Origin of the sequence: Mycobacterium sp. SMC-18 (genome assembly GCF_045310895.1) — a bacterium.
Taxonomy (GTDB): Bacteria; Actinomycetota; Actinomycetes; order Mycobacteriales; family Mycobacteriaceae; genus Mycobacterium.
In genome coordinates, this window is the sequence record NZ_JBJIAL010000010.1 from 101,418 (window position 1) to 123,441 (window position 22,024).

Annotated in this window: 22 protein-coding genes and 1 pseudogene; 12 read left to right on the forward strand and 11 right to left on the reverse strand. The window is 68.7% G+C overall.

All coding sequences use genetic code 11. From position 1 onward, the window contains the following. Nucleotides 1–38 precede the first annotated feature (38 nt). Together ripC and ACJH6J_RS11500 are read right to left on the reverse strand one after the other, a co-directional pair. Nucleotides 39–1,202: a peptidoglycan hydrolase RipC gene (ripC, locus tag ACJH6J_RS11495; protein WP_244872600.1), complete on the reverse strand. Its 1,164-nt coding sequence runs from the start codon at nucleotides 1,200–1,202 to the stop codon at nucleotides 39–41. A 158-nt stretch (nucleotides 1,203–1,360) separates the two neighbouring features. Beyond that, the gene (locus ACJH6J_RS11500) at nucleotides 1,361–1,606 is read right to left on the reverse strand and encodes a hypothetical protein (RefSeq protein ID WP_406803961.1); all 246 of its coding nucleotides are present in this window, start codon (nucleotides 1,604–1,606) and stop codon (nucleotides 1,361–1,363) included. A 131-nt stretch (nucleotides 1,607–1,737) separates the two neighbouring features. Between ACJH6J_RS11500 and ACJH6J_RS11505 the strand changes: the two are divergent. Further along, nucleotides 1,738–3,552, forward strand: a pseudogene (locus tag ACJH6J_RS11505) (DEDD exonuclease domain-containing protein); the annotation flags it as partial. Here the strand turns inward: ACJH6J_RS11505 and trpD are convergent. After that, complete coding sequence (trpD, locus tag ACJH6J_RS11510; RefSeq protein ID WP_406775021.1) at nucleotides 3,490–4,599, reverse strand: anthranilate phosphoribosyltransferase; 1,110 nt, start codon at nucleotides 4,597–4,599, stop codon at nucleotides 3,490–3,492. The pseudogene ACJH6J_RS11505 and the gene trpD sit on opposite strands and share 63 nt — an antisense overlap. Before the next feature lie 51 nt (nucleotides 4,600–4,650). Between trpD and ACJH6J_RS11515 the strand changes: the two genes are divergently transcribed. From ACJH6J_RS11515 to ACJH6J_RS11530, 4 genes are read left to right on the forward strand one after another with little or no spacing between them, the layout of a single operon-like run. Further along, nucleotides 4,651–5,262, forward strand: coding sequence for a heme-copper oxidase subunit III (locus ACJH6J_RS11515; protein ID WP_064985843.1), 612 nt, complete (start codon nucleotides 4,651–4,653; stop codon nucleotides 5,260–5,262). A gap of 11 nt (nucleotides 5,263–5,273) precedes the next feature. Then, nucleotides 5,274–6,110: a cytochrome c gene (locus ACJH6J_RS11520; protein WP_346414655.1), complete on the forward strand. Its 837-nt coding sequence runs from the start codon at nucleotides 5,274–5,276 to the stop codon at nucleotides 6,108–6,110. Continuing rightward, on the forward strand, nucleotides 6,107–7,270 hold the full coding sequence (locus tag ACJH6J_RS11525; protein WP_064985845.1) for a ubiquinol-cytochrome c reductase iron-sulfur subunit: 1,164 nt from the start codon (nucleotides 6,107–6,109) through the stop codon (nucleotides 7,268–7,270). Before ACJH6J_RS11520 ends, ACJH6J_RS11525 begins: the two co-directional genes overlap by 4 nt. After that, on the forward strand, nucleotides 7,267–8,904 hold the full coding sequence (locus tag ACJH6J_RS11530; protein WP_212812097.1) for a cytochrome bc complex cytochrome b subunit: 1,638 nt from the start codon (nucleotides 7,267–7,269) through the stop codon (nucleotides 8,902–8,904). The genes ACJH6J_RS11525 and ACJH6J_RS11530 overlap by 4 nt, the downstream gene beginning before the upstream one ends. A gap of 90 nt (nucleotides 8,905–8,994) precedes the next feature. Here the strand turns inward: ACJH6J_RS11530 and ACJH6J_RS11535 are convergent, their stop codons facing one another. Continuing rightward, nucleotides 8,995–9,732 (reverse strand): hypothetical protein, encoded by a 738-nt coding sequence (locus tag ACJH6J_RS11535; protein ID WP_212812098.1) that lies wholly within the window; start codon nucleotides 9,730–9,732, stop codon nucleotides 8,995–8,997. A 55-nt stretch (nucleotides 9,733–9,787) separates the two neighbouring features. Between ACJH6J_RS11535 and ACJH6J_RS11540 the strand changes: the two genes are divergently transcribed. Continuing rightward, on the forward strand, nucleotides 9,788–10,387 hold the full coding sequence (locus tag ACJH6J_RS11540) for a TetR/AcrR family transcriptional regulator (protein WP_212812099.1): 600 nt from the start codon (nucleotides 9,788–9,790) through the stop codon (nucleotides 10,385–10,387). Here ACJH6J_RS11540 and ACJH6J_RS11545 read toward each other — a convergent pair. The 4 genes from ACJH6J_RS11545 to ACJH6J_RS11560 all read right to left on the reverse strand — a co-directional run bounded on the left by ACJH6J_RS11545 (nucleotide 10,384) and on the right by ACJH6J_RS11560 (nucleotide 13,542). Beyond that, nucleotides 10,384–11,055, reverse strand: coding sequence for a DUF2561 family protein (locus tag ACJH6J_RS11545; protein WP_212812100.1), 672 nt, complete (start codon nucleotides 11,053–11,055; stop codon nucleotides 10,384–10,386). The two genes, ACJH6J_RS11540 and ACJH6J_RS11545, sit on opposite strands and share 4 nt — an antisense overlap. After that, entirely contained in the window at nucleotides 11,056–11,883 is an 828-nt protein-coding gene (locus tag ACJH6J_RS11550) for a hypothetical protein (RefSeq protein ID WP_212812101.1), read from the reverse strand. 188 nt (nucleotides 11,884–12,071) lie between these two features. Further along, on the reverse strand, nucleotides 12,072–12,491 hold the full coding sequence (locus tag ACJH6J_RS11555) for a cytochrome c oxidase subunit 4 (RefSeq protein WP_020103569.1): 420 nt from the start codon (nucleotides 12,489–12,491) through the stop codon (nucleotides 12,072–12,074). A gap of 10 nt (nucleotides 12,492–12,501) precedes the next feature. Continuing rightward, nucleotides 12,502–13,542: a cytochrome c oxidase subunit II gene (locus ACJH6J_RS11560; protein WP_212812102.1), complete on the reverse strand. Its 1,041-nt coding sequence runs from the start codon at nucleotides 13,540–13,542 to the stop codon at nucleotides 12,502–12,504. A gap of 138 nt (nucleotides 13,543–13,680) precedes the next feature. On the opposite strand from ACJH6J_RS11560, the gene asnB reads away from it, so the two are divergent. Further along, entirely contained in the window at nucleotides 13,681–15,636 is a 1,956-nt protein-coding gene (gene asnB, locus ACJH6J_RS11565; RefSeq protein WP_212812103.1) for an asparagine synthase (glutamine-hydrolyzing), read from the forward strand. 77 nt (nucleotides 15,637–15,713) lie between these two features. On the opposite strand, the gene ACJH6J_RS11570 is transcribed toward asnB, so the two are convergent. Next, nucleotides 15,714–16,688, reverse strand: a complete 975-nt coding sequence (locus tag ACJH6J_RS11570) for a carbohydrate kinase family protein (protein WP_406803962.1) — start codon at nucleotides 16,686–16,688, stop codon at nucleotides 15,714–15,716. A gap of 64 nt (nucleotides 16,689–16,752) precedes the next feature. Here ACJH6J_RS11570 and ACJH6J_RS11575 point away from each other — a divergent pair, with 64 nt between their 5' ends. Then, a complete protein-coding gene (locus ACJH6J_RS11575; protein ID WP_212812105.1) occupies nucleotides 16,753–17,385 on the forward strand; it encodes a hypothetical protein in 633 nt (210 codons plus the stop codon). A 30-nt stretch (nucleotides 17,386–17,415) separates the two neighbouring features. Here ACJH6J_RS11575 and ACJH6J_RS11580 read toward each other — a convergent pair whose 3' ends face one another. Together ACJH6J_RS11580 and ACJH6J_RS11585 are read right to left on the reverse strand one after the other, a co-directional pair. Further along, the gene (locus ACJH6J_RS11580; RefSeq protein ID WP_020103564.1) at nucleotides 17,416–17,784 is read right to left on the reverse strand and encodes an iron-sulfur cluster assembly accessory protein; all 369 of its coding nucleotides are present in this window, start codon (nucleotides 17,782–17,784) and stop codon (nucleotides 17,416–17,418) included. 45 nt (nucleotides 17,785–17,829) lie between these two features. Beyond that, on the reverse strand, nucleotides 17,830–18,894 hold the full coding sequence (locus ACJH6J_RS11585; RefSeq protein ID WP_406803963.1) for a glycerate kinase: 1,065 nt from the start codon (nucleotides 18,892–18,894) through the stop codon (nucleotides 17,830–17,832). A gap of 71 nt (nucleotides 18,895–18,965) precedes the next feature. On the opposite strand from ACJH6J_RS11585, the gene ACJH6J_RS11590 reads away from it, so the two are divergent. Genes ACJH6J_RS11590 through ACJH6J_RS11605 form a run of 4 tightly spaced genes read left to right on the forward strand, consistent with a single transcriptional unit; the run spans nucleotide 18,966 to nucleotide 21,974 of the window. Continuing rightward, nucleotides 18,966–19,646, forward strand: coding sequence for a DUF3043 domain-containing protein (locus ACJH6J_RS11590; protein WP_212812107.1), 681 nt, complete (start codon nucleotides 18,966–18,968; stop codon nucleotides 19,644–19,646). A gap of 5 nt (nucleotides 19,647–19,651) precedes the next feature. Next, nucleotides 19,652–20,191 (forward strand): bifunctional adenosylcobinamide kinase/adenosylcobinamide-phosphate guanylyltransferase, encoded by a 540-nt coding sequence (locus ACJH6J_RS11595; protein ID WP_406803964.1) that lies wholly within the window; start codon nucleotides 19,652–19,654, stop codon nucleotides 20,189–20,191. Next, nucleotides 20,188–21,249, forward strand: coding sequence for a nicotinate-nucleotide--dimethylbenzimidazole phosphoribosyltransferase (gene cobT, locus ACJH6J_RS11600; RefSeq protein ID WP_406784176.1), 1,062 nt, complete (start codon nucleotides 20,188–20,190; stop codon nucleotides 21,247–21,249). Before ACJH6J_RS11595 ends, cobT begins: the two co-directional genes overlap by 4 nt. A 2-nt stretch (nucleotides 21,250–21,251) precedes the next feature. Further along, nucleotides 21,252–21,974 (forward strand): adenosylcobinamide-GDP ribazoletransferase, encoded by a 723-nt coding sequence (locus ACJH6J_RS11605; protein WP_212812110.1) that lies wholly within the window; start codon nucleotides 21,252–21,254, stop codon nucleotides 21,972–21,974. Nucleotides 21,975–22,024 lie beyond the last annotated feature (50 nt).

Genomic DNA, 22,024 nt, shown 5'->3' on the forward strand with positions numbered 1-22,024 from the left:
TGCGGCGAGAAGGCCGAGAACTACGCGACGGGAGACGCTCAGTAGCGACGCACGTTGTAGATCGGCGCGTTGTCGACCGGCGCCACCCGCACGGGCACACCGAACGTCGAGGCGTGGACCATCATGCCGTCGCCGATGTAGATGCCCACGTGCGAGGCGTCGGAGTAGTAGCTCACGACGTCACCGGGCTGCATCTGGTCGCGCGACACCGGCTGTCCGCCGGCGGCCTGCGCGTAGCTCGAGTGCGGCAGCGAGATGCCGGCCTGCTGGAACGCCCACATCACGAGACCTGAGCAGTCGAACTGGCCGGGACCCGCGGCACCCCAGACATAGGGGTCGCCGATGCGGGTCAGCGCGGCCTGCACCGCGATGGCGCCGGCAGCAGTGCCGCTGCCATCCGACGGGGCGGGCAGACCCTCGACGGGCGGGTTGGGGCCGGCGGCGTTGATGGACGGATCCTGGCCCGGGGCCGGCGGCACCGCGTCCGGGTTCGGCGGGAGGCCGTCCGGGGCCGGGGCGGGCGGCGCAGCGGCCGGAGCCGGCGGAAGGGCGGCCAGCGCCTGCCGCTGGCTCGGCGTCAGCGCGGTGTAGCGGGACTTGACGATGGCGATCTGCACCTGCAGCTTGCTTTGCTTCGACTGCAGATCCGCACGCACGGCGGCAGCCTGCTCGGCCGCGGTCTTGGCTTCGGACGCCAGCTTGGCCGAGTCGGCCTCGGCCTTGGTGGCGGAGTCGGAGGCGCTGTGGAAGTTGGCCATCTGCACGGCCATCTCGCCGGCCATCACGCGCTGGACCGAGAGCTGGTCGATCAGCCCCTGCGGGGAATCGGCGGTGAGGATGGCGTCGATGCCGTCGGTGCGGCCACCCATGTACTGCGCTGCAGCAATCTTGTCGACCGAGTCCTGGTAGGTAGCCAGGTCGTTCTTGGCGACCTCCGCGGCGGCGGCCGCAGCCTCGTGCTTGCTGTCGGCGGCCTTGGCAGCAGCCAGCTTCTTGTCCAGATCGAGCTGCGCGGCGTGCATGGCCTCAGTGGTCTGCTCAGCCTGGCGCGAGAGCTCGTTGAGCTTTGCTACGGCGTCGTCCGCCGGATCGGCCTGGACGTTGCCCGCAAAGGCACTACCAAGTATGGTGAGCCCCGCGATCGCACCGGCTACTGGTCGTTTAAGACCGCAAATGGTGCGGTGCGTGCGGTGGAGACTCAAGATTTCGCGTCCTTCAACTGCGGGTTCGAGCCGCTTCGAACTCAGTGAGGTCTCGAATAGGTTACGAAACGGCATCGGCGTTGTCCAACGGGAATGGCCAATCTATCAGCCCGTCCCCCGATCCCGTTAACCAGCATCACAATGTGAGGGTCGTCACGCTACGCCCGTAGTGCTTGACTTTGTTCGTTTTGAGTACCCACCCCTCCCTTGGGTCGGCCGATCGGAACCAACCGCAGCCGCGGCGCCATGCCGGCATCGGCGAGCACCTCGAGCGCGCGGCGCTCGTCGTCCAGCAGTGTCTCGGGCACGCCCAGCAAAACACTGACCACGCAGTCACCGCAGCCGGGACCGCGCACCGCGCAGTCGTCGCAGTCGATCTTGACCGGCCCGTTGTCGAACTTCATCTCTGACTCCTTCATCGGTTGAGGCGCACGCTAGCGACGTCCACCGACAAAAAAGTGCGGGTGATCAGCAACCGGATAACGGAATGACATCGATGGGATTTCTTGTCGGTGCCGGCCCCTACTGTCACGTCATGGGCTCCGGCAGCGCCACCGACCAGTTGGCTTTCGACCTCGACGAGGCGTTGCTGCGCGACACCACATTCGTGGTGGTCGACCTGGAGACCACCGGTGGCCGCGCCCGGGCGGACGACACCGGAGGCGGCTGGGACGCCATCACCGAGATCGGCGCGGTCAAGGTGCGCGGCGGCGAGATCATCGGCGAACTGGCCACCCTGATCGACCCGGGTCGCGCCATCCCGCCGCAGATCGTGCAGCTGACCGGCATCACCACGGCCATGGTCTGCGACGCCCCGCGCATCGAATCGGTGCTGCCCACATTCCTGGAGTTCTGCCGCGGCGCGGTCCTGGTCGCCCACAACGCGGGCTTCGACATCGGATTCCTGCGGGCCGCGGCCGAGCGGGCGCAGCTGCCCTGGCCCAACCCGCCGGTGTTGTGCACCGTCAAGCTGGCCCGCCGGGTCCTCACGCGCGACGAGGCGCCGAGTGTTCGGCTCTCGGAGCTGGCCCGGTTGTTCCGCGCCACCACCACACCCACACACCGCGCCCTCGACGACGCCCGCGCCACCGTCGACGTCCTGCACGGACTGCTCGAGCGCATCGGCAATCAGGGCGTGCACACCGTGGCCGAGCTGCGCGGCTATCTCCCGGACGTCACCAGGGCACAGCGCCGCAACCGCAAGCTCGCCGACGCACTGCCCAACTCCCCCGGCGTCTATCTGTTCCGCGGACCGTCCGAGGAGGTGCTGTACGTGGGCACCGCGGTCGATCTGCGCCGCCGGGTGCGGCAGTACTTCACCGGCGCCGACCCCCGCGCCCGTATGAAAGAGATGGCGTCCCTTGCCATTCGCGTCGACCACGTCGAGTGCGCGCACGAGCTGGAGGCCGGGGTGCGCGAACTGCGGCTGCTCGCCGCGCACGCGCCGCCCTACAACCGGCGTTCGAAGGCACCGCACAAGTGGTGGTGGGCGGTGCTCACCGACGAGGCCTTCCCCCGGTTCAGCGTGGTGCGCGCACCGCGACACGACCGGGCGGTCGGCCCGTTCCGGGCCCATGCCGACGCCGTCGACGCCGCGCTGCTGCTGGCGCGCTTCACGGGCGTGCGGACCTGTACGACGCGGCTGGCGCGCGCCGCCCAACACGGCCCGCAGTGTCCGGAGCGGGAACTGTCGCCATGTCCGGCGCCCCGCGGCATCACCGCCGGCGCCTACGCCGAATTCGCCGACCGGGCCGCGGAAAACATTGCCGGCGTTGACGATTCCGCGCTCTGCGCGGCAGTGAAACACATCGACGAGCTGGCGGCCGAGGGCCGTTTCGAGAGCGCGGCGCGGCTCCGGGACCACGCCGCAACCGTCATCGACGGACTGTGGCGCGGCCAGCGCCTGCGCGCCCTGACGGCGCTCCCCGAACTCGTGGCCGCCCGGCCCGACGGCGCCGGCGGCTGGCATCTCGTCGTGGTCCGGTACGGCCAGTTGGCAGCCGCAGGCAATGCGCCGCGGCGAGTCCCCCCGATGCCCGTCGTCGACGCGATATCCGCTGCGGCACAGGTGATCCTGACATCGGAGCGGCCACTGGGCGGCGCGCCCGTCGAGGAGGTCGCACTGATCGTGCGCTGGCTCGCCGCGCCCGGTGTGCGCATCGTGCGCACCGATTCCGGCGCCGGGCCGGAGGTCGGCTACTGCTCGCCGATCACCGCCGCGGGCCGGTGGGCCGAGTGGGCCGCCACCGCCCGGTCGGCCCGGGCGGCAGCGCAGCAGGCAGAGCGGTCAGACCTTCTGGGTGAACCGAGCCCACCGCGCGAGCAGCTGCTCGGCCGCACCCGAATCGATCGCCTCGGTGGCTCGGGCCAGGCCCCGCTCCCACGCCGGCACCCACTGGGCGTCGCTGGATAGCCCGGCATGAGCCACCATGGCCCCTGCGGCGTTGAGCACCACGGCATCCCGGACCGGACCCTTCTGGCCCGCGAACACCGCCCGCACCGACTCCGCGTTGGCCTTGGCGTCACCGCCGCGCAACTCGCTCAGGTCGGCCCGCGCGAAACCGAATGCCTTCGGGTCCAACGTCAGCCGCTCGACGGTGCCCGCCTGCACCCGCCAGATGGTGCTCGTCGTCGTGGTGGTCAGCTCGTCGAGCCCGTCGTCGCCGTGCACGACCAGGACGCTGGAGCCGCGCGCGGCGAACACGCCGGCCATCACCTCGGCCAGCTCTGCCCACGCGCAGCCGATCAGGCCGGCGCGCGGCATGGCCGGATTCGTCAGCGGCCCCAGGAGATTGAAGACCGTCGGCACCCCGATCTCCCGGCGTACGGACGACGCGTGCCGGTACGACTGATGGAACTGCGGGGCGAAGGCGAAGCCGATACCCACCTCGGCGACCGAGCGGGCCACGTCGCCCGGCGACAGGTCGATCCGGACGCCCAGCGCCTCCAGGGTGTCCGCACCGCCCGACAACGACGACGCCGCGCGGTTCCCGTGTTTGATCACCGGCACCCCGCACGCGGCGACGACGATCGACGCCATCGTGGAGAGGTTGACGGTGTTGGAGCCGTCCCCACCGGTCCCCACGATGTCGACCACATCGCTGCCGATCGCGGCGAGCGCGTCGGCGGGCACTTTTCGGGCGTGTCGCAACATCACATCGGCGAGCTCGGACACCTCCGCGGAGGTGGGTCGCTTCATCTTCATCGCAATGGCGAATGCAGCGATCTGCGCCGGCGTGGCGGTACCCGTCATGACCTGGTCCATTGCCCACCCCGCCTGACCCGCGGCAAGGTTCTGGCCGGTGGTCAGCCGGCCCAGGATCTGGGGCCACAACGGCCCGTCGGTGGTCGGTTCCTGATGAGGATCGGTGGTTGGCACGGACCCGATTATGGCCAATGTCGGCACCCGGGTGGAGTTCAACAACTACAAAGCGTCATACTTACCGCTGTGACGAGCGCTGTAGGTACCTCCGGAACCGCGATCACGTCGCGGGTGCATTCGCTGAACCGGCCGAATATGGTCAGTGTCGGCACCATTGTGTGGCTTTCCAGTGAGCTGATGTTCTTTGCTGGACTGTTCGCAATGTATTTCACCGCGCGCGCCCAGGCAGGCGGCGTATGGCCGCCTCCCCCCACGCACCTGAACCTGGCCGAGGCCGTTCCGGTGACGTTGGTGCTGATCGCGTCGTCGTTCACCTGCCAGATGGGCGTGTTCGCCGCCGAGCGCGGTGACGTCTTCGGCCTGCGCCGGTGGTACGTCATCACGTTGCTGATGGGCGCGTTCTTCGTCGGTGGCCAGGCGTTCGAGTACTTCATGCTCGTCGAAGAGGGCACCACGATTCCGAGCAGTGCCTACGGGTCTGTGTTCTACCTGGCGACCGGTTTCCACGGTCTGCACGTCATCGGTGGTCTGGTCGCATTCGTGTACCTGCTGGCCCGCACGAAGATGAGCAAGTTCACGCCGGCCCAGGCCACCGCTGCCATCGTCGTGTCCTACTACTGGCACTTCGTCGACATCGTGTGGATCGCCCTGTTCGCCACCATCTACTTCGTTCGCTGATCGGCTCGCCGATGCTTCCTATGAGAAGGGGTTCGATGACCAGCAAGTCCCGTCGCCGGCTACACCGGCGCCTCTCGGCAGCGATGCTGCTGCTGCTCGGACTTCTAGTCGCTGGTGGCCTGGCGGCCACCCTGACTCCGCGGCCTCAGGTCGCGAAGGCAGACGAGTCGCAGCTGGCTCTGCTGCGCACCGGCAAGCAGTTGTTCGAAACGTCGTGCGTCTCCTGCCACGGCGCCAACCTGCAGGGTGTGACCGACCGCGGCCCGAGCCTCATCGGTGTCGGCGACGCGGCCGTCTACTTCCAGGTGTCCACCGGCCGCATGCCCGCCATGCGCGGTGAGGCGCAGGCGCCCCGTAAGGACGCGGCGTTCGACGAGCACCAGATCGACGCCCTCGGTGCCTACATCCAGGCCAACGGCGGCGGACCTCAGGTCCCGCGTGACGCCAACGGTCAGATCAACCAGCACTCGTTCATCGGTGAGAACGTCGCCCGTGGTGGCGACCTGTTCCGTCTGAACTGCGCGTCGTGCCACAACTTCACCGGCAAGGGCGGCGCGCTGTCGTCGGGCAAGTACGCGCCTGACCTCGGCAAGGCCGCCGAAGTGCCGGCGCAGGTGTACACCGCCATGCTCACCGGCCCGCAGAACATGCCCAAGTTCTCGGATCGTCAGCTGACCCCGGAGGAGAAGCGCGACATCGTCGCCTACGTCCACGAGTCGGCGAACGCCCGCAGCCAGGGCGGCTACGGCCTCGGTGGCTTCGGCCCCGCGCCCGAGGGCATGGCGATGTGGATTATCGGGATGGTCGCCGTGATCGGCGCGGCTATGTGGATCGGAGCTCGCGCATGAGCGAGAACGTGAACATTCCCAGTGACGACGAACTGCGCGAGATGTCGCGCGAGGAGCTCGTCGAACTGGGCGGGAAGATCGACGGCGTCACGACCGTCTTCAAGGAGCCGCGCTGGCCCGTCGAGGGCACCAAGGCGGAGAAGCGCGCCGAGCGTCAGGTCGCGGCCTGGCTGCTGCTCGGCGGCCTGTCCGGCCTGGCCCTGCTGCTGGTGTTCCTGTTCTGGCCGTGGGAGTACAAGCCGTTCGAGTCCGAGGGCGAGTTCATCTACTCGCTGGCGACCCCGCTGTACGGCCTGACCTTCGGCCTGTCGATCCTGGCGATCGGCATCGGTGCGGTGCTCTTCCAGAAGAAGTTCATCCCCGAGGAAATCTCGATCCAGGACCGCCACGACGGCGCCTCCCCCGAGGTCCACCGCGCCACCGTCGCGGCCAACCTGACCGACGCGCTCGAGGGCTCGACCCTCAAGCGCCGCAAGCTGATCGGCCTGTCGCTCGGCGTCGGCCTGGGCGCGTTCGGCCTGGGCACCGCGGTCGCCTTCATCGGCGGTCTGATCAAGAACCCGTGGAAGCCGGTCGTCCCGACCGCCGAGGGCAAGAAGGCCGTCCTGTGGACGTCCGGCTGGACCCCGCGTTTCCACGGCGAGACCATCTACCTGGCTCGGGCCACCGGCCTGCCGGGCGAGTCCCCCTTCGTGAAGATGCGCCCCGAGGACATCGACGCGGGCGGCATGGAGACGGTGTTCCCGTGGCGTGAGTCCGACGGCGACGGCACCACCCTCGAGTCGCACGAGAAGCTGTCGGAGATCGCACTCGGTGTGCGCAACCCGGTGATGCTCATCCGCATCAAGCCCGAGGACCTGTCCCGCGTGGTCAAGCGCAAGGGCCAGGAGAGCTTCAACTTCGGTGACTTCTTCGCGTACACCAAGGTGTGCTCGCACCTGGGCTGCCCCTCGTCGCTGTACGAGCAGCAGACCTACCGCATCCTGTGCCCCTGCCATCAGTCGCAGTTCGACGCGCTGCACTTCGCGCGGCCGATCTTCGGTCCGGCGGCCCGCGCCCTGGCGCAGCTGCCGATCACGATTGACAAAGAGGGCTACCTGGTCGCCAACGGCGACTTCATCGAACCCGTCGGACCGGCATTCTGGGAGCGCAAATCATGAGTCCCAAGCTCGCTGACATCGCTGCCGCACAAGGCGATGCGATCGACTCGCGGTACCACCCGTCGGCCGCCGTACGCCGGCAGCTGAACAAGGTCTTCCCGACGCACTGGTCCTTCATGCTCGGTGAGATCGCGCTGTACAGCTTCCTCGTGCTGCTGCTCACCGGCGTGTACCTGACGCTGTTCTTCGACCCGTCGATGACCGAGGTCATCTACAACGGCGTCTACCAGCCGCTGCGTGGCGTCCAGATGTCGCGCGCCTACGAATCGGCCCTCGAAATCTCCTTCGAGGTCCGCGGTGGCCTGTTCGTCCGCCAGATTCACCACTGGGCCGCGCTGATGTTCGCCGCGTCGATCATGGTCCACCTGGCCCGCATCTTCTTCACCGGTGCGTTCCGCCGCCCGCGTGAGGCCAACTGGATGATCGGCTCGGTGCTGCTGATCCTCGCGATGTTCGAGGGCTACTTCGGCTACTCGCTGCCCGACGACCTGCTCTCGGGTATCGGTCTGCGCGCCGCGCTGTCGTCGATCACCCTGGGCATCCCGGTCATCGGCACCTGGATGCACTGGGCCCTGTTCGGTGGCGACTTCCCGGGCAACATCATCATCCCGCGGATGTACGCCCTGCACATCCTGCTGATCCCGGGCATCATCCTGGCCCTCATCGGCGCTCACGTGGCGCTGGTGTGGTTCCAGAAGCACACCCAGTTCCCCGGCCCCGGCCGCACCGAGAAGAACGTCGTCGGCGTGCGCGTCATGCCGGTGTTCGCGATCAAGGGTGGCGCGTTCTTCGCCATGGTCACCGGCATCCTGGGCATCATGGGTGGTCTGCTGCAGATCAACCCGATCTGGGAGCTGGGCCCCTACAAGCCCTCGCAGGTGTCCGCCGGTAGCCAGCCCGACTTCTACATGATGTGGACCGAAGGCCTGGCGCGTATCTGGCCGGCCTGGGAGTTCTACCCGTTCGGCCACACCATCCCGGCCGTCATGGGTGTCGCCGTGATCATGGGTCTGGTGTTCGGTCTGCTGATCGCCTGGCCGTTCCTGGAGAAGAAGTTCACCGGCGACGATGCGCACCACAACCTGCTGCAGCGTCCGCGTGACGTGCCGGTCCGCACCGCCATCGGTGCCATGGCCATCGCGTTCTACATGGTGCTGACCCTGGCCGCGATGAACGACATCATCGCGCTCAAGTTCGACATCTCCCTGAACGCCACCACCTGGATCGGCCGCATCGGCATGGTCGTCCTGCCCGCAGTGGTCTACTACCTGACCTACCGCTGGTGTGTCGGCCTGCAGCGCAGCGACCGCGCCGTCCTCGAGCACGGTATCGAGACCGGCATCATCAAGCGACTGCCGCACGGCGCCTACGTCGAACTGCACCAGCCCCTGGGACCGGTCGACGACCACGGCCACCCGATCCCGCTGGAGTACCAGGGTGCCGCACTGCCCAAGCGCATGAACAAGCTCGGCTCTGCCGGCTCGCCCGGTACCGGCAGCTTCCTGTTCGCCGACTCCGCCGTCGAGCAGGCTGCCCTGGCCGACGCCGAACACGCCGCCGAGCACAAGGCACTCACCGCCCTCAAGGAATACCAGGACGAGATTTCGCCCAACGGTTCCAACGGGCATCACTAGTTCGATCTACGGTTTCGGCCCGGTCTGGTTTTTCACCAGACCGGGCCGAAGTCGTTTTCGGGTCCACTCCCCTACCCCGGTGACCCACGCCTATCCGGTTGCCGCGAACGCCGCCTCGATCCAGTTGCTGAACTCGCACGCCAGGTGCCAGCGATGCTGTGCGATCAGGTACGGCGCGGTGAGCCAAGGGAATTCGACGCACAGCCGGGCATGGAAGCCGCCCGCTTCGTCGCGGAATTCATGCCGGACGCCGCCGATCGCCAAGCCGCCCTCGGTACGCGCGACCCCCGCCGCCTCGACGGGGAACGCGGGGTCACGGGGCGTCACGAGCGGTGACGTGTCGTCGTAGTCGACGAAGAACCGCGTCGCCAATGGACTTCCGCCGGTCGTCTCGATGACCTCCTGCCGGCCGTCCGGGGCGGTGTCGATGAGGAAGTGGTCGGGGTTGGCGGCGATCATGCTGCGCGCGTAGTCGGCTCGGCCGTCGTCGGTGAACCAGTCCACGAACGCGCGGGCGCTGCCGCCGGTCACGTACAGGTCGCACACACTCGTCGCACGACGTCCGAACGACAACCGCGTCGTACCACGGGCCACCACGCCGGCCGCCCGGATGTCACGCGCCAAGCGACAACGGATGTCGTCGGCGCCCAGAGCCAGTTTGGCGTCGGCGAAAGCTGTTCGCTGCCGGGCGATATCCCCGGCGGGCACCGGCAGACCGATCTTGCCGGCGGCCTTCGGCAGGCGCCTGGCCTCCCAGGCGAGCACCTCGTCGCGAGCTACCGCACGCCCCCCGATCACGGCGTCGATGGTGAGCGTCTGGTCCGGCATGCGAACACCTCCTACACTAAAAGCATCTGTAGTTGCTTTTATATGATGGAGTGCGATGCCCAGTCAAGACTCCGCAGTCCCCCGGCCGCGACCAGGTGGCCGGTCCGCGCGTGTTGTTGCCGCCGTCCACGCGGCGACCCTCGAACTCCTGACCGAGATCGGGTACGACAACCTGCAACTGTCCGATGTGGCCAAGCGGGCGCAGGTGAACAAGACGACCGTCTACCGCCGGTGGCCGACGAAGGCCGCCCTGGTCGCCGACCTGCTGGCGCGCTTCACGGAGAGCAATGTCGCGACGCCGGACACCGGGTCACTGCAGGCAGACCTCGAGCAGCTGCTCTCGGACATCGTCACCGCACTGTCCGACCGGGCCATCCGCGCCGTCCTCTACGCCGCGCTGACGGGCGCCGACGACAGCGACGACGTGCGAACCACGCAGACCAGGTTCTGGGAGGAACGCTTCCGGCGCAGCGGCGCTGTCGTCGACCGCGCGATCACCCGCGGCGAAATCCCGCCGGGCACCGACCCGCGCGCGGTGCTGGAGATGGCTGCGGGTCCGGTCTATTTCCGCGCACTCTTCACCGCGGACGCGATCACGCCCGACCACCTGAGTGAGACCGCGCGGCGCACCATCCGTGCGTTCGCGGAACGCTAAGCCGCGCGGGCGTCCTCGGCCGACGCCTCCAACACGGCGTGCAGGCTGCGCAGGCAGTACCACGGAATGGCCACCATGGCAGCCGTGATGATCAGGGCCAGGCCGTACAGGATCCAGGCCAACTCGTCGTGGCGGTCGGCCAGCATGTACGCGCCCAGGAAGACGAACAGTGTCGCGCCACCCATGGCCGCGGCGATCCCGAGCGTGCAGCGCAGCCACAGCTGATCCACCGCCGCCACCGGAAAGCCCAGCATGCTCGTCGCCGGCGACGCCGAGTAGCGGCGCACGACCGGATCGTCGAAGGAGCGCAGGGCACTCTGCGGGAGCTCACCGGCGGGACGACGGTCGTCGGCCTCGGACGGCCCGCCGCCGAGCAGCGGCAGCGGCGCTGCCCCACCGCGACGGGCGCGCAACAACAGCGGAATGGCGCCCACGATCACCGCCGCGGATACCGCGATGACCGAGTACAGCAGCCACGGCGTGTGCGACGACCCGGCACCCGACGGGTGCCGGGTGCCGAGGTCGACCATCGCGACGACGGCGGCCACGCCGGCGCCCAGGGCCGCGAGCCACACGGCCACCGAGCCGCCGAGCAGAAGACGGTCCAACTGGTCGGGGCTACCGCCGGTCACTCGCGACCGGGTTGAAGTCTCAGCGTTGTACGGCATTTAACAGCTCGTCTGCCAATCATCGTTGGTCTGCGAGGCCAGTGTCTGGCCGTCGCTCGTCACAATCGAACAGTTCAGGTGGCTCAACCGCAGCAGGCTGGAGGCCTGCACCGAGCCCACGTCGGACATCGAGATCGGTGTCAGAGTGATCATCCACGGGATGTAGACGTTCTGCTGGGTGCGCTGGCGTCCCGCGGCGTCGGTGTACGTCACCGAAATGCGGTCCAGCGGCGCTTTCGTGCCCCAAATCCGGTACGTGACATAGCGCGGCCCGGTCGGCGGCGCGGACGTCGTCGCCGGCGGCGCGGCCGCGGCGGAGCTGGGCGGCGGAGGCGGCGGCTCTTCCGACGGCGGAGGTGGCGGCGGCTGCGTCACGGTCACCGTCGACGGGGGCGGCGGAGGTGGTGGCGGCGGGGGCGCCTCGGTTGTCGTGGGCGGAGGCGGCGGCGTGGTCGTGGTGGTGAACTCGTCCTGGAACGGCGGCGCCGAGGTGGTGCTGGTCGACGGCGTCGCCACATTCTCGGAATCGGTGTTGCGGGTCACCAGGATGGCGACGGACGCCACCAGCGAGATGGCCGCGATGATCGCCACGACGCCGACAACCCACGGCCACCGCGGCGGCGGGGTGTCGTCGGCTTCGGACTTGGCCTCGTAGCTGTCGTAGTCGTACAGCGCGGGCTCCGGCGGCACGTACGGCGCGATGGTGAAGTGCTCGGACTCGGGCGCAGAGTAGGCCTGCGAATAGATCTCGGTTTCGCCGGTGCCTTCACCGACTCCCGATGACTCCCGGGCCGCATCATCCGAGCCCGGGGAATGTGACCCGCTCACGTACGCCTATCCCTCTCGACCACTGTGTCGCTGTAGCTGGTGAACGCCGCTTGCGGCGACAGTCCAGCCTTTGGCAGACATTACCCAACATGGGCCCGGCATGGCCGTACCGGACGGTGCCAGAGGACCATCTGACATACGGTTGTGACCTGACCGCAGAGCGATCAGGTCACAGGGGCCGTAGGTGTCTAGTGCTTCTCGGGACCGGTGTAGTACTCGAAAACCAGGCCGGCGACGGTGGCCAGCACGAAGCAGACGCCGGCGACGATCAGCCAGGGCAGCCACAGGCCGATACCGACCGCGGTGGTCGAGGCCGACAGGGCGATCAGCAGCGGCCACCAGCTGTGCGGGCTGAAGAAGCCCAGCTCGCCGGCACCGTCGGAGACCTCGGCGTCTTCGTAGTCCTCGGGCCGGGTGTCGAGGCGACGGGCCACGAACCGGAAGAACGTGCCGATGATCAGCGACAGACCGGTGGTCAGCACCAGCGCGGTGGTGCCGGCCCACTCGATGCCACCGTTGGCGTACAGCGCGGTCAGCGCGCCGTAGCCGACGGTCGCCAAGGCGAAGAAGGCAGTCAGAATCTCGAAAAGTCGGGCTTCGATATGCATGGCGTATCCCCTACTTGCTCGCCTGAGCCGGCGAACCGACCTGCTCGCCGCGGCGAGAGTCGAACGGATGGGTCGTCTGGGCCACCGGCGGCAGGCCGATCGACACCAGGGCGTCGGCGTTGGTCGCCTTCGGGTGGTCGATGCGGTACTGCAGGTAAGCCTTGAACTGCTCCGGCTCCACGACGCGCACCTCGAAGTTCATCATCGAGTGGTACGTGCCGCACATCTCGGTGCAGCGGCCCACGAACGGACCGGTCTTCTCGATCTCGCTGACCTGGAAGATGTTGTCCGAGTGGTTGGCCTCGGGGTTCGGGATGACGTCCCGCTTGAACAGGAACTCCGGCACCCAGAAGCCGTGGATGACGTCAGCCGAGGCGATCTGGAACTCGATGCGCTTGCCCTTCGGCAGGACCAGGATCGGAATCTCGGTGCTGGTGCCGATGGTCTCGACCTTGTCGAAGTTCAGGTAGCTGCGGTCCTCGGGGTTCTCGCCGCGGATCGCGCCGACCTTCTCCTCGCCGTGCTCGTCCTTGCCCTCGGGCTTGGACTTCATGGCTTCCTTACGGGCCGCGTCGGCGCCGTCGTAAGAGAAGGTGTTGTCCTTGAAGGCGACCTTCTGGTAGCCGAACTTCCAGTTCCACTGGAACGCGGTGACGTCGATGGTGACCTCAGCGGGCTTGCTGTGGTCCATCATCTTCTCCTGCACCACGACGGTGAAGTAGAAGAGCACCGAGATGATGAGGAACGGCACGACGGTCAGCACCAGTTCCAGCGGCATGTTGTAGCCGAACTGGCGCGGCAGCTCGGTGTCCGTCTTCTTCTTGCGGTGGAACGCCATCGCCCAGAAGATCAGCGCCCAAACGATGGCGCCGACGACGAACGAAGCGATAACCGACCACACCCAGAGGTCACGGTTTGCGTGCGCTTCTGGCGTGATGCCGGTCGGCCAACCCAGGCCGAAGACTTCTTGCCAGCTGCATCCGCTGAGCAGCAGCGTCGACGCGCCGAGAATGGCGGACAACGCCACCAAACGGAGCCCGCGAGCGGTCACGTTGAGGCCCTCCTAGGAGTCGGTCAAGCCGGTCGAATACTACGCAGCGTAGACCACGCCCGCAGCGCCGAGCGAAGCGACCGGCCAATCGGCAACGTCGGTTCTGAGTTCACCTGCCTGAACAGGCATACTGGCGCCGTGTGCGGACTGCTGGCCTACCTGGCCGACCCTGTTGCCGACCATTCCACTGACCTGGTGAACGCGGTCTCGGATGCCACGCATCCGATGCGCCACCGGGGTCCGGACGAGTCGGGCGCCTGGGCCGACGACAGCGATCCGAGCGACGGTCATCACACCGTCGTGTTCGGCTTCAACCGACTGTCGATCATCGACATCGCGCACAGCCACCAGCCGCTGCGCTGGGGTCCGCCCGAGGCGCCGAATCGCTACGCGCTGGTGTTCAACGGCGAGATCTACAACTACCTCGAGCTGCGCGAGGAACTGCGCGCCGAGTTCGGTGCCGAGTTCGCCACCGAGGGCGACAGCGAGGCGATCGTCGCTGCCTACCACTACTGGGGCACCGCGGCGCTGAACCGCTTGCGCGGGATGTTCGCCTTCGCGCTGTGGGACACCGAGACCCGCGAGTTGTTCTGCGCGCGGGACCCGTTCGGTATCAAACCGCTGTATCTGGCGACGGGCCCGGGCGGCACCATCGTGGGCAGCGAGAAGAAGTGCATTCTCGACCTGGCGGCCCGTGCCGGCGTCGACCTGAGCATCGACGAACGTGCCGTCCAGCACTACACGGTGCTGCAGTACGTGCCCGAACCCGAGACCCTGCAGCGCGGGATCCGGCGGCTGGAGTCGGGCAGCTATGCCCGGATTCGCCCGGGCCAGCAGCCCGAGGTGACGCGCTACTTCAAGCCGAAGTTCGCCGCTGTGCCATTTGTCACAGGGCAGGAGCAGGCCCGGTACGACGAGATCACCGCCGTCCTGGAGGATTCCGTCGCCAAGCACATGCGGGCCGACGTCACCGTCGGCGCGTTCCTGTCCGGCGGCATCGACTCGACCGCGATCGCCGCGCTGGCGATGCGGCACAACCCCAAGCTGATCACCTTCACGACGGGCTTTGAGCGCGAAGGCTTTTCGGAGGTCGACGTCGCCGTCGCCTCCGCCGAGGCCATCGGGGCGCGGCACGTGACCAAGGTCGTCAGCCAGGCCGAGTTCGTCGCGGCGCTGCCCGAGATCGTCTGGTACCTGGACGAGCCGGTGGCCGACCCGGCGCTGGTGCCCTTGTTCTTCATCGCCCGCGAGGCCCGCAAGCACGTCAAGGTGGTGCTCTCCGGTGAGGGCGCCGACGAGCTGTTCGGCGGCTACACCATCTACCGGGAACCGTTGTCGCTCAAGGCCTTCGACCGTGTCCCGCGGGGACTGCGGCGCGGGCTCGGCAAGGCCTCGAAGTCACTGCCCGACGGCATGCGCGGCAAGAGCCTGCTGCACCGCGGGTCGCTGACGCTCGAGGAGCGCTACTACGGCAACGCCCGCAGCTTCTCCGACGAGCAACTGCAGGCAACCCTGGCGCAGTTCAACCCGGAGTGGACCCACACCGACGTGACGGCGCCGATCTACGCCGAGTCCGCGGGCTGGGACCCCGTGGCGCGCATGCAGCATCTGGACCTGTTCACCTGGCTGCGCGGCGACATCCTGGTCAAGGCCGACAAGATGACCATGGCCAATTCCCTGGAACTGCGGGTGCCGTTCCTGGATCCCGAGGTGTTCGCGGTCGCGTCCAAGCTGCCGTACGACCAGAAGATCACCCGCACCACGACCAAGTACGCACTGCGGCGGGCCCTCGAGCCCATCGTCCCGGCGCATGTGCTGCACCGCGCGAAGCTGGGGTTCCCGGTGCCGATCCGGCACTGGCTGCGCTCGGGCGAACTGCTGGAGTGGGCCTACGCGACGGTCGACGCGTCGCAGGCCGGGCATCTCATCGACCTCGACGCCGTCCGCCAGATGCTCGAGGAGCACCGGGGCGGCGTCAGCGATCACAGCCGCCGGCTGTGGACGGTGCTGATCTTCATGCTGTGGCACGCCATCTTCATCGAGGGCAGCGTCACGCCGCAGATCAGCGAGCCCGTCTACCCCGTCGAACTCTGACCACTACGCCGAAAGTGCGGGAAACGACCGCGAATTCGCACTGAATTCGGTCGTTTCCCGCACTTTCGGCGTAGTGCTTATGCGAGCGCTGCGGCGATCTCGTCGGCCGCTTCGGCGCCGAACGCGGCCGACAGCCGCGGCAGCGCAGTCGTCTTGTCCCAGGTCCACTCCTGCGGACCCGGGGCCTCGAGCACCAGGGTGGCCACGAGCGAGGCCAGCTGAGCGGCCCGCTCGAGGCTCAGGCCGGCGCCGCGGCCGGTGAGGAAGCCGGCGCGGAACGCGTCACCGATACCGGTCGGGTCGACCTTCTCGTTCTCGGGCACGACGTCGACGTGGACGAACGAGCCGTCACGGCCGACGATGTCGACGCCCTTCTCCCCCAGCGTGGTGACGCGCAGCTCGATCTGGCTCATCACCTCGGCCTCGGACCAGCCGGACTTCTGCAGCAGCAGGTCCCACTCGTAGTCGTTGGTGAACAGGTAGGCGGCGCCGTCGATGAGGCGACGGATCTCCTCGCCCGACAGGCGGGCCAGCTGCTGGCTGGGGTCCGCGGCGAACGGCAGACCCAGCTTCCGGCATTCCTCGGTGTGCAGGAACATGGCCTCGGGGTCGTTGGCCCCGATGATCACGAGCTCGGGCTCACCCTGAGCGGCGACGAGATCGGCAAGCTTGATGTTGCGCGCCTCCGACATGGCACCCGGATAGAACGACGCCAGCTGCGCCATGTCCTCGTCGGTGGTGCAAACGAATCGTGCGGTGTAGGCGGAGTCGGACACCAGCACCTGCGAGCAGTCGACGCCGTGCGACGTCAGCCAGCCGCGGTAATCGTCGAAGTCCTTGCCCACCGCGCCGACCAGCGTCGGGCTGCCGCCCAGGATGCCGATGGCGTAGGCGATGTTGCCGGCGACGCCGCCGCGGTGCACCACCAGGTCGTCGACCAGGAAGCTCAGCGACACCTTCTGCAGGTGTTCGGCCAGCAACTGCTCGGCGAATCGGCCGGGGAAGCGCATCAAATGGTCGGTCGCGATCGATCCGGTCACGGCAATGGTCATTCGGCGAGCTTACCCAGGCTGAGGTCCGGGCTGCCCTGCCCGGGTGCGCTAGCCTGTGGACAACATGGACGGCGCATATCCGTACCCGGAATCGATCCCCCCGCAGCCGGGTCCGGGGAACTCCACCTACGGTGCCCCTTACAGCGGCCCGCCGACGTCGTACCCGACGACTCTCCCACCGGCCGTGGAATACCCGTCGGGCGGCGGTAACAACACCAAGCGAATCCTGCTGGTCGTCGGCGCTGTGCTTGCGGTCGTCGCCGTCATCGGCGGCATCATCTTCGCGGTGCGCAGCACCAGCGATCGCGGCCTGACCGACGCCTCCGCGAAGTCCGCCATCCAGGGCTATCTCAACGCGCTGTTACAGCAGGACAAGCAGACCGTGGCACGCCATGCCCTGTGCGGCCTGTATGACGGCATCAAGGATCACGCCACGGATTTCACGGTGGCGAATCTGGCCAGTGATGCGTTCCGCAAGCAGTTCGGTCAGGCGGATGTGACGTCGATCGACAAGATCGTGATGCTGTCACCGAATCAGGCGCAGGTGCTGTTCACCATGAAGGTGGCGCCGTCGGGCCGGCTGCCGCGCGGTTCGGGACCGAAGAACAACGAATTGCAGGCTGTCGCACAGCTGCTGGTGCAGCCGCGCGAGACCCTGGTCTGCTCGTACCTGCCGCGTCCGGCGGACTCCCTGTAGGAGACCGCCGGACCAGCACGGTCGGCTATCTCAGTTGAACGAATCGCCGCAGGCGCAGGAGCCGGTGGCGTTCGGGTTGTCGATGGTGAAGCCCTGCTTCTCGATGGTGTCGACGAAGTCGATGGTGGCGCCCTGGACGTACGGGGCACTCATCCGGTCGACGGTCAGGTTGACGCCGCCCACGTTGGTGGTGAGGTCACCATCGAGCGTGCGGTCATCGAAGAAGAGGTTGTAACGCAGGCCGGCGCAGCCGCCCGGTTGCACGGCGATACGCAGCGCGAGGTCGTCACGGCCTTCCTGGTCCAGCAGAGCCTTGGCCTTGGCGGCCGCCGCGTCCGACAAGATCACGCCGTGGGTCTCGGTCGAGGTACCGGTGCTGGTCGCGTCCTCAACAGTCATTGCATCTCCCTGGTGCATCGATTGCCTGGCACTATCCAGGCACCATCAACGGTACCTTGTCGGGCCGGTATTCCCGAGTTCAGCGGCTACGCCCGTAGCTAATCCGGTCAGCTGGTTGGCCGCATCGCTCATGGCCAGTTCCACCGAGCCGGCGTGGTCGGTGATCGAATACGCGGCCGCGATCCCGGCGGCGGCCAGCGCCGAAGGGTCCAGCGTCACCTGCCCGGCCAGCACCAGCACAGGCGTGCCGGCGGCCTGGCCCACCAGCGCGCTGATCACCTTGCCGTGCAGCGACTGGTCGTCGAACCGGCCCTCACCGGTGATGACGAGGTCGGCGGCAGCCAGGTCCGCAGCCAGCCCGGTGTGTGTGGCGATGACCGTCGCGCCCGACTCGCGCCGTCCGCCCAGCGCCAGCAGCGCCGCGCCCAGGCCGCCGGCAGCGCCGGCTCCCGGTTCGACGGCGACGTCCCGGCCGGCCACCGATTCGAGTTCGCGGGCCCACGCCGTGAGCCGCTGCTCCAGCAGCTCCACCGTGGCGGGATCGGCCCCCTTCTGCGGACCGAACACCGCCGCCGCACCCATCGGCCCCAAAAGTGGGTGCTCGACGTCGGACGCGACGATGAGCTCAACACCGGCCAGTCGCTGACATGCCGGCGTCAGCCCGCCCAGCGCCGCGACGAGACCGAGACCGCCGTCGGTGCACGAACTGCCGCCGAGGCCCACGACCACCTTCTGCGCGCCCGCCGTCAGCGCCGCGTCGACAAGCTGGCCCACGCCGAAGCTGGTGGCATCCAGCGCGGTCCGCACCGTCGGCGGCCCGCCGAGCTGTGCCAATCCGCAGGCCTGCGCGCACTCGATGTAGGCGGTGTCCTGGTGCAACACCCAGTGCGCGGTGACGTCGCGATCCAGCGGGCCGCGCACCGTCGCGGTCTGCAGCCCGCCCAACCGTTCGGCCAGGACGTCGACGAAGCCCGGGCCGCCATCGGACTGCGGGGCGAGCACCAGCGCGTCGGCCGGCCGCGCGGCGGCCCAGCCCGCGGCGATCGCCGCCGCGGCCTCGACCGCGGTGAGGCTGTCGCCGTAACAGTCGGGGGCGACCAGAACTCTCATCGGAGCAGGTTAAGCCGCCCACAGCTCGGGTGCATGACGGCCGAGCCCGGCCACCGAAGTAACCTGACACCGTGAATCTGCTGGGCCGCAAGAAGGACAACGCCGACTCCGGAGACGAGAGCGGCAATGCTGACGACGTCGACGTGACCGTCGACTCGGGCGACGACGCCGGGGCCCGCACCACGGCGCCCAAGGGCCGCCCGACCCCCAAGCAGAGCGCGAACCGCAAGCGCGGCCCGGTCGCACCGGCGCCGATGACGACGGCCGAGGCACGTAAGCGCCGCAAGGAACTGCGCAACTCGAAGACCAAGGAAGAGCGCAAGGCCGACCGAGTGGCCCGCCGCGCCGACATGGATGCGCGCCGCGCCAAGATGATGGCCGGCGACGAGGCCTACCTGCTGCCCCGCGACAAGGGTCCGGTCAAGCGCTACGTCCGCGATCTCGTCGATTCCCGGCGCAACGTGCTGGGGCTGTTCATGCCGTCGGCGCTGGTGCTGGTGTTCTTCATGATGGCGCTGCCGCCCGTGCAGACCCAGGGCCTGCTGTCGGTCGCGATGCTGGGTCTGATGGTGATCATGGCCATCGACGGTGTGCTGCTGAGCCGGCGCATCAACAAGCGGGTCGACGCGAAGTTCCCGGGCAACACCGAAAGTGGTTGGAAGCTGGGCTTCTACGCGTCCAGCCGGGCCTCGCAGCTGCGCCGGATGCGCGTGCCGAAGCCGCAGGTCAACCGCGGAGACAAGGTCGACTGAACCCGGTGCGCACCCTGGTGCTCGGCGGCATCCGGTCGGGCAAGTCGCAGTGGGCCGAGGATTGGGTCGCCGGTGCGGCGGGTCCGAACGGATCGGTGCGCTATGTCGCGACCGGGTCCGTCGACGGCGACGCCGACTTCGCGGCCCGGGTTTCGGCTCACCGGAACCGCCGGCCGGCACACTGGTCGACCATCGAATCCGCTGACGTGGCAACGACTTTGCGTGCCGCCGGCGCCGCCACCATGGTGGACGACATCGGCGGCTGGCTGGTCGCCGCCATGGACCGGCGCGGCGCATGGGAAGGGGCTCGGTCCGGCGCCTCCCTTCGGACCGATATCGACGAATTGACCTCTGCGGTCCACGAATTCACCGCGCCACTGGCCCTGGTCAGCCCGGAGGTCGGCCTGACCGTCGTCCCCGCCACGGAGTCGGGCCGCCGGTTCGCCGACGAGCTGGGCTCGCTCAACCAGCGCCTGGCCGCCGTCTGCGACCGCGTGGTGCTGGTGGTGGCCGGCCAGCCTCTCACCGTCAAGGAGCCCCGATGAGCGATCCCCGCGCCCAGTTCCCCGACCTCACCAAACCGGACGCCGATGTGCGGGAGGCCGCCCTCGCGCGCCAGCTGACCCTGACCAAGCCGCCGGGCTCCCTGGGACGCCTCGAGGATCTGTCGGTCTGGGTGTCGGCGTGCCAAGGCGTCTGTCCCCCAAAGCAATTCGAGCGCGCCCGCATCGTGGTGTTCGCCGGCGACCACGGGGTGACGGCGTCCGGCGTCTCGGCGTTCCCGTCCGAGGTCACCGCGCAGATGGTGGCGAACTTCGACGCCGGCGGCGCCGCCATCAACGTGCTGGCCGAGGTGGCCGGCGCGACCGTGCGCGTGGCCGACATCGCCGTCGACGGCGAGGCCCACTCCCCCGCGATCGGCGCCCACAAGGTGCGACGCAGCAGCGGCAACATCGCCGTCGAGGACGCGCTGTCGACCGAGGAGGCCATCGCGGCGATCGCGGCGGGCCGCACCATTGCCGATCAGGAGGTCGACGCCGGCGCCGACCTGCTCATCGCCGGCGACATGGGCATCGGAAACACCACTCCGGCAACGACTCTGGTCGCTGCCCTGACGGCGACCGAACCCGTCGCCGTGGTGGGCCGCGGCACCGGCGTCGACGACGAGGGCTGGGCCCGCAAGACCGCGGCCATCCGCGACGCGCTGTTCCGCGCGCGCCAGGTGAAGGCCGATCCCGTTGCGCTGCTTGCCGTTTGCGGCGGTGCGGACCTGGGCGCCATGGCGGGCTTCCTGGCCCAGGCCGCCCTCCGGCGCACCCCGGTGCTGCTCGACGGCATGGTGGTGACCGCCGCGGCGCTCGTCGCCGACCGGCTGGCCCCCGGCGCGAAGGCATGGTGGCAGGCCGGCCACCTGTCGACCGAACCCGCTCACGCGGTGGCGCTGCAGCGCCTGCAGTTGACCCCGATCCTGGACCTCGGCATGCGCCTCGGCGAAGGCAGCGGCGCGGCGGTGGCGCTGCCCGTGCTGCGGGCCGCGGTCGCGACGCTGGCGTCGATGGCCACGTTCGGCGAGGCGAACGTCACCGACAAACCCGCACACTGACTGTGATCGGTTCCCTCGCTTCGGCTTTCGCGTTCAGCACCGTCCTGCCGGTGCGCAGTGACCGGCCGTTCGGGCGGGGCACACTGACCGCACTGCCAGCGGTCGGCATCGTTCTCGGTGGTATCGCCGCGGCCGTCGTGTGGGGCGCCGGGCAGGTGTACGTGACCGGCCCACTCGCCGGGCTGCTCGCGGTGGCGGTACTACTTCTACTGACCCGGGGCCTGCACATCGACGGGCTGTCCGACACCGTCGACGGCCTCGGCTGTTACGGACCGCCCGAACGGGCGCTGGCCGTCATGCGCGGTGGCACCGCGGGTCCGTTCGGGGTGGCCGCGATCGTGGTGGCGATCGGCGCGCAGAGCATGACGTTCGCCGCGCTGAGCCCGGTGGCGGTCGTCGTCGCTGTCACCGCAGGCCGTGTCGCCGCGCTGGCGGCCTGCCGCACGTCGGTACCGGCCGCGCCGGGCAGCACGTTGGGCGCGATGGTCGCCGGCAGTCAGCCGGTGGGGGTGGTCGCGGCGTGGACGGTGGCGGTGGCCGCGGCGTCCGCGTGGGCGACGCCGCGGCTGTGGCAGGGTCCGGTGGCCGTGCTGGTCGCGCTGGGAATCACCGCACTACTGGTGGCGCACTGCGTCCGCCGGTTCGGTGGGATCACCGGCGACGTACTGGGTGCGGCCGTCGAAGTCACGACCACGTTGACTGCCCTCGGGCTGGCCGTCCACTAGCCGCCGAATGTGAAGAAGATCGCGAGATTTCTCGCGATCTTCTTCACGTT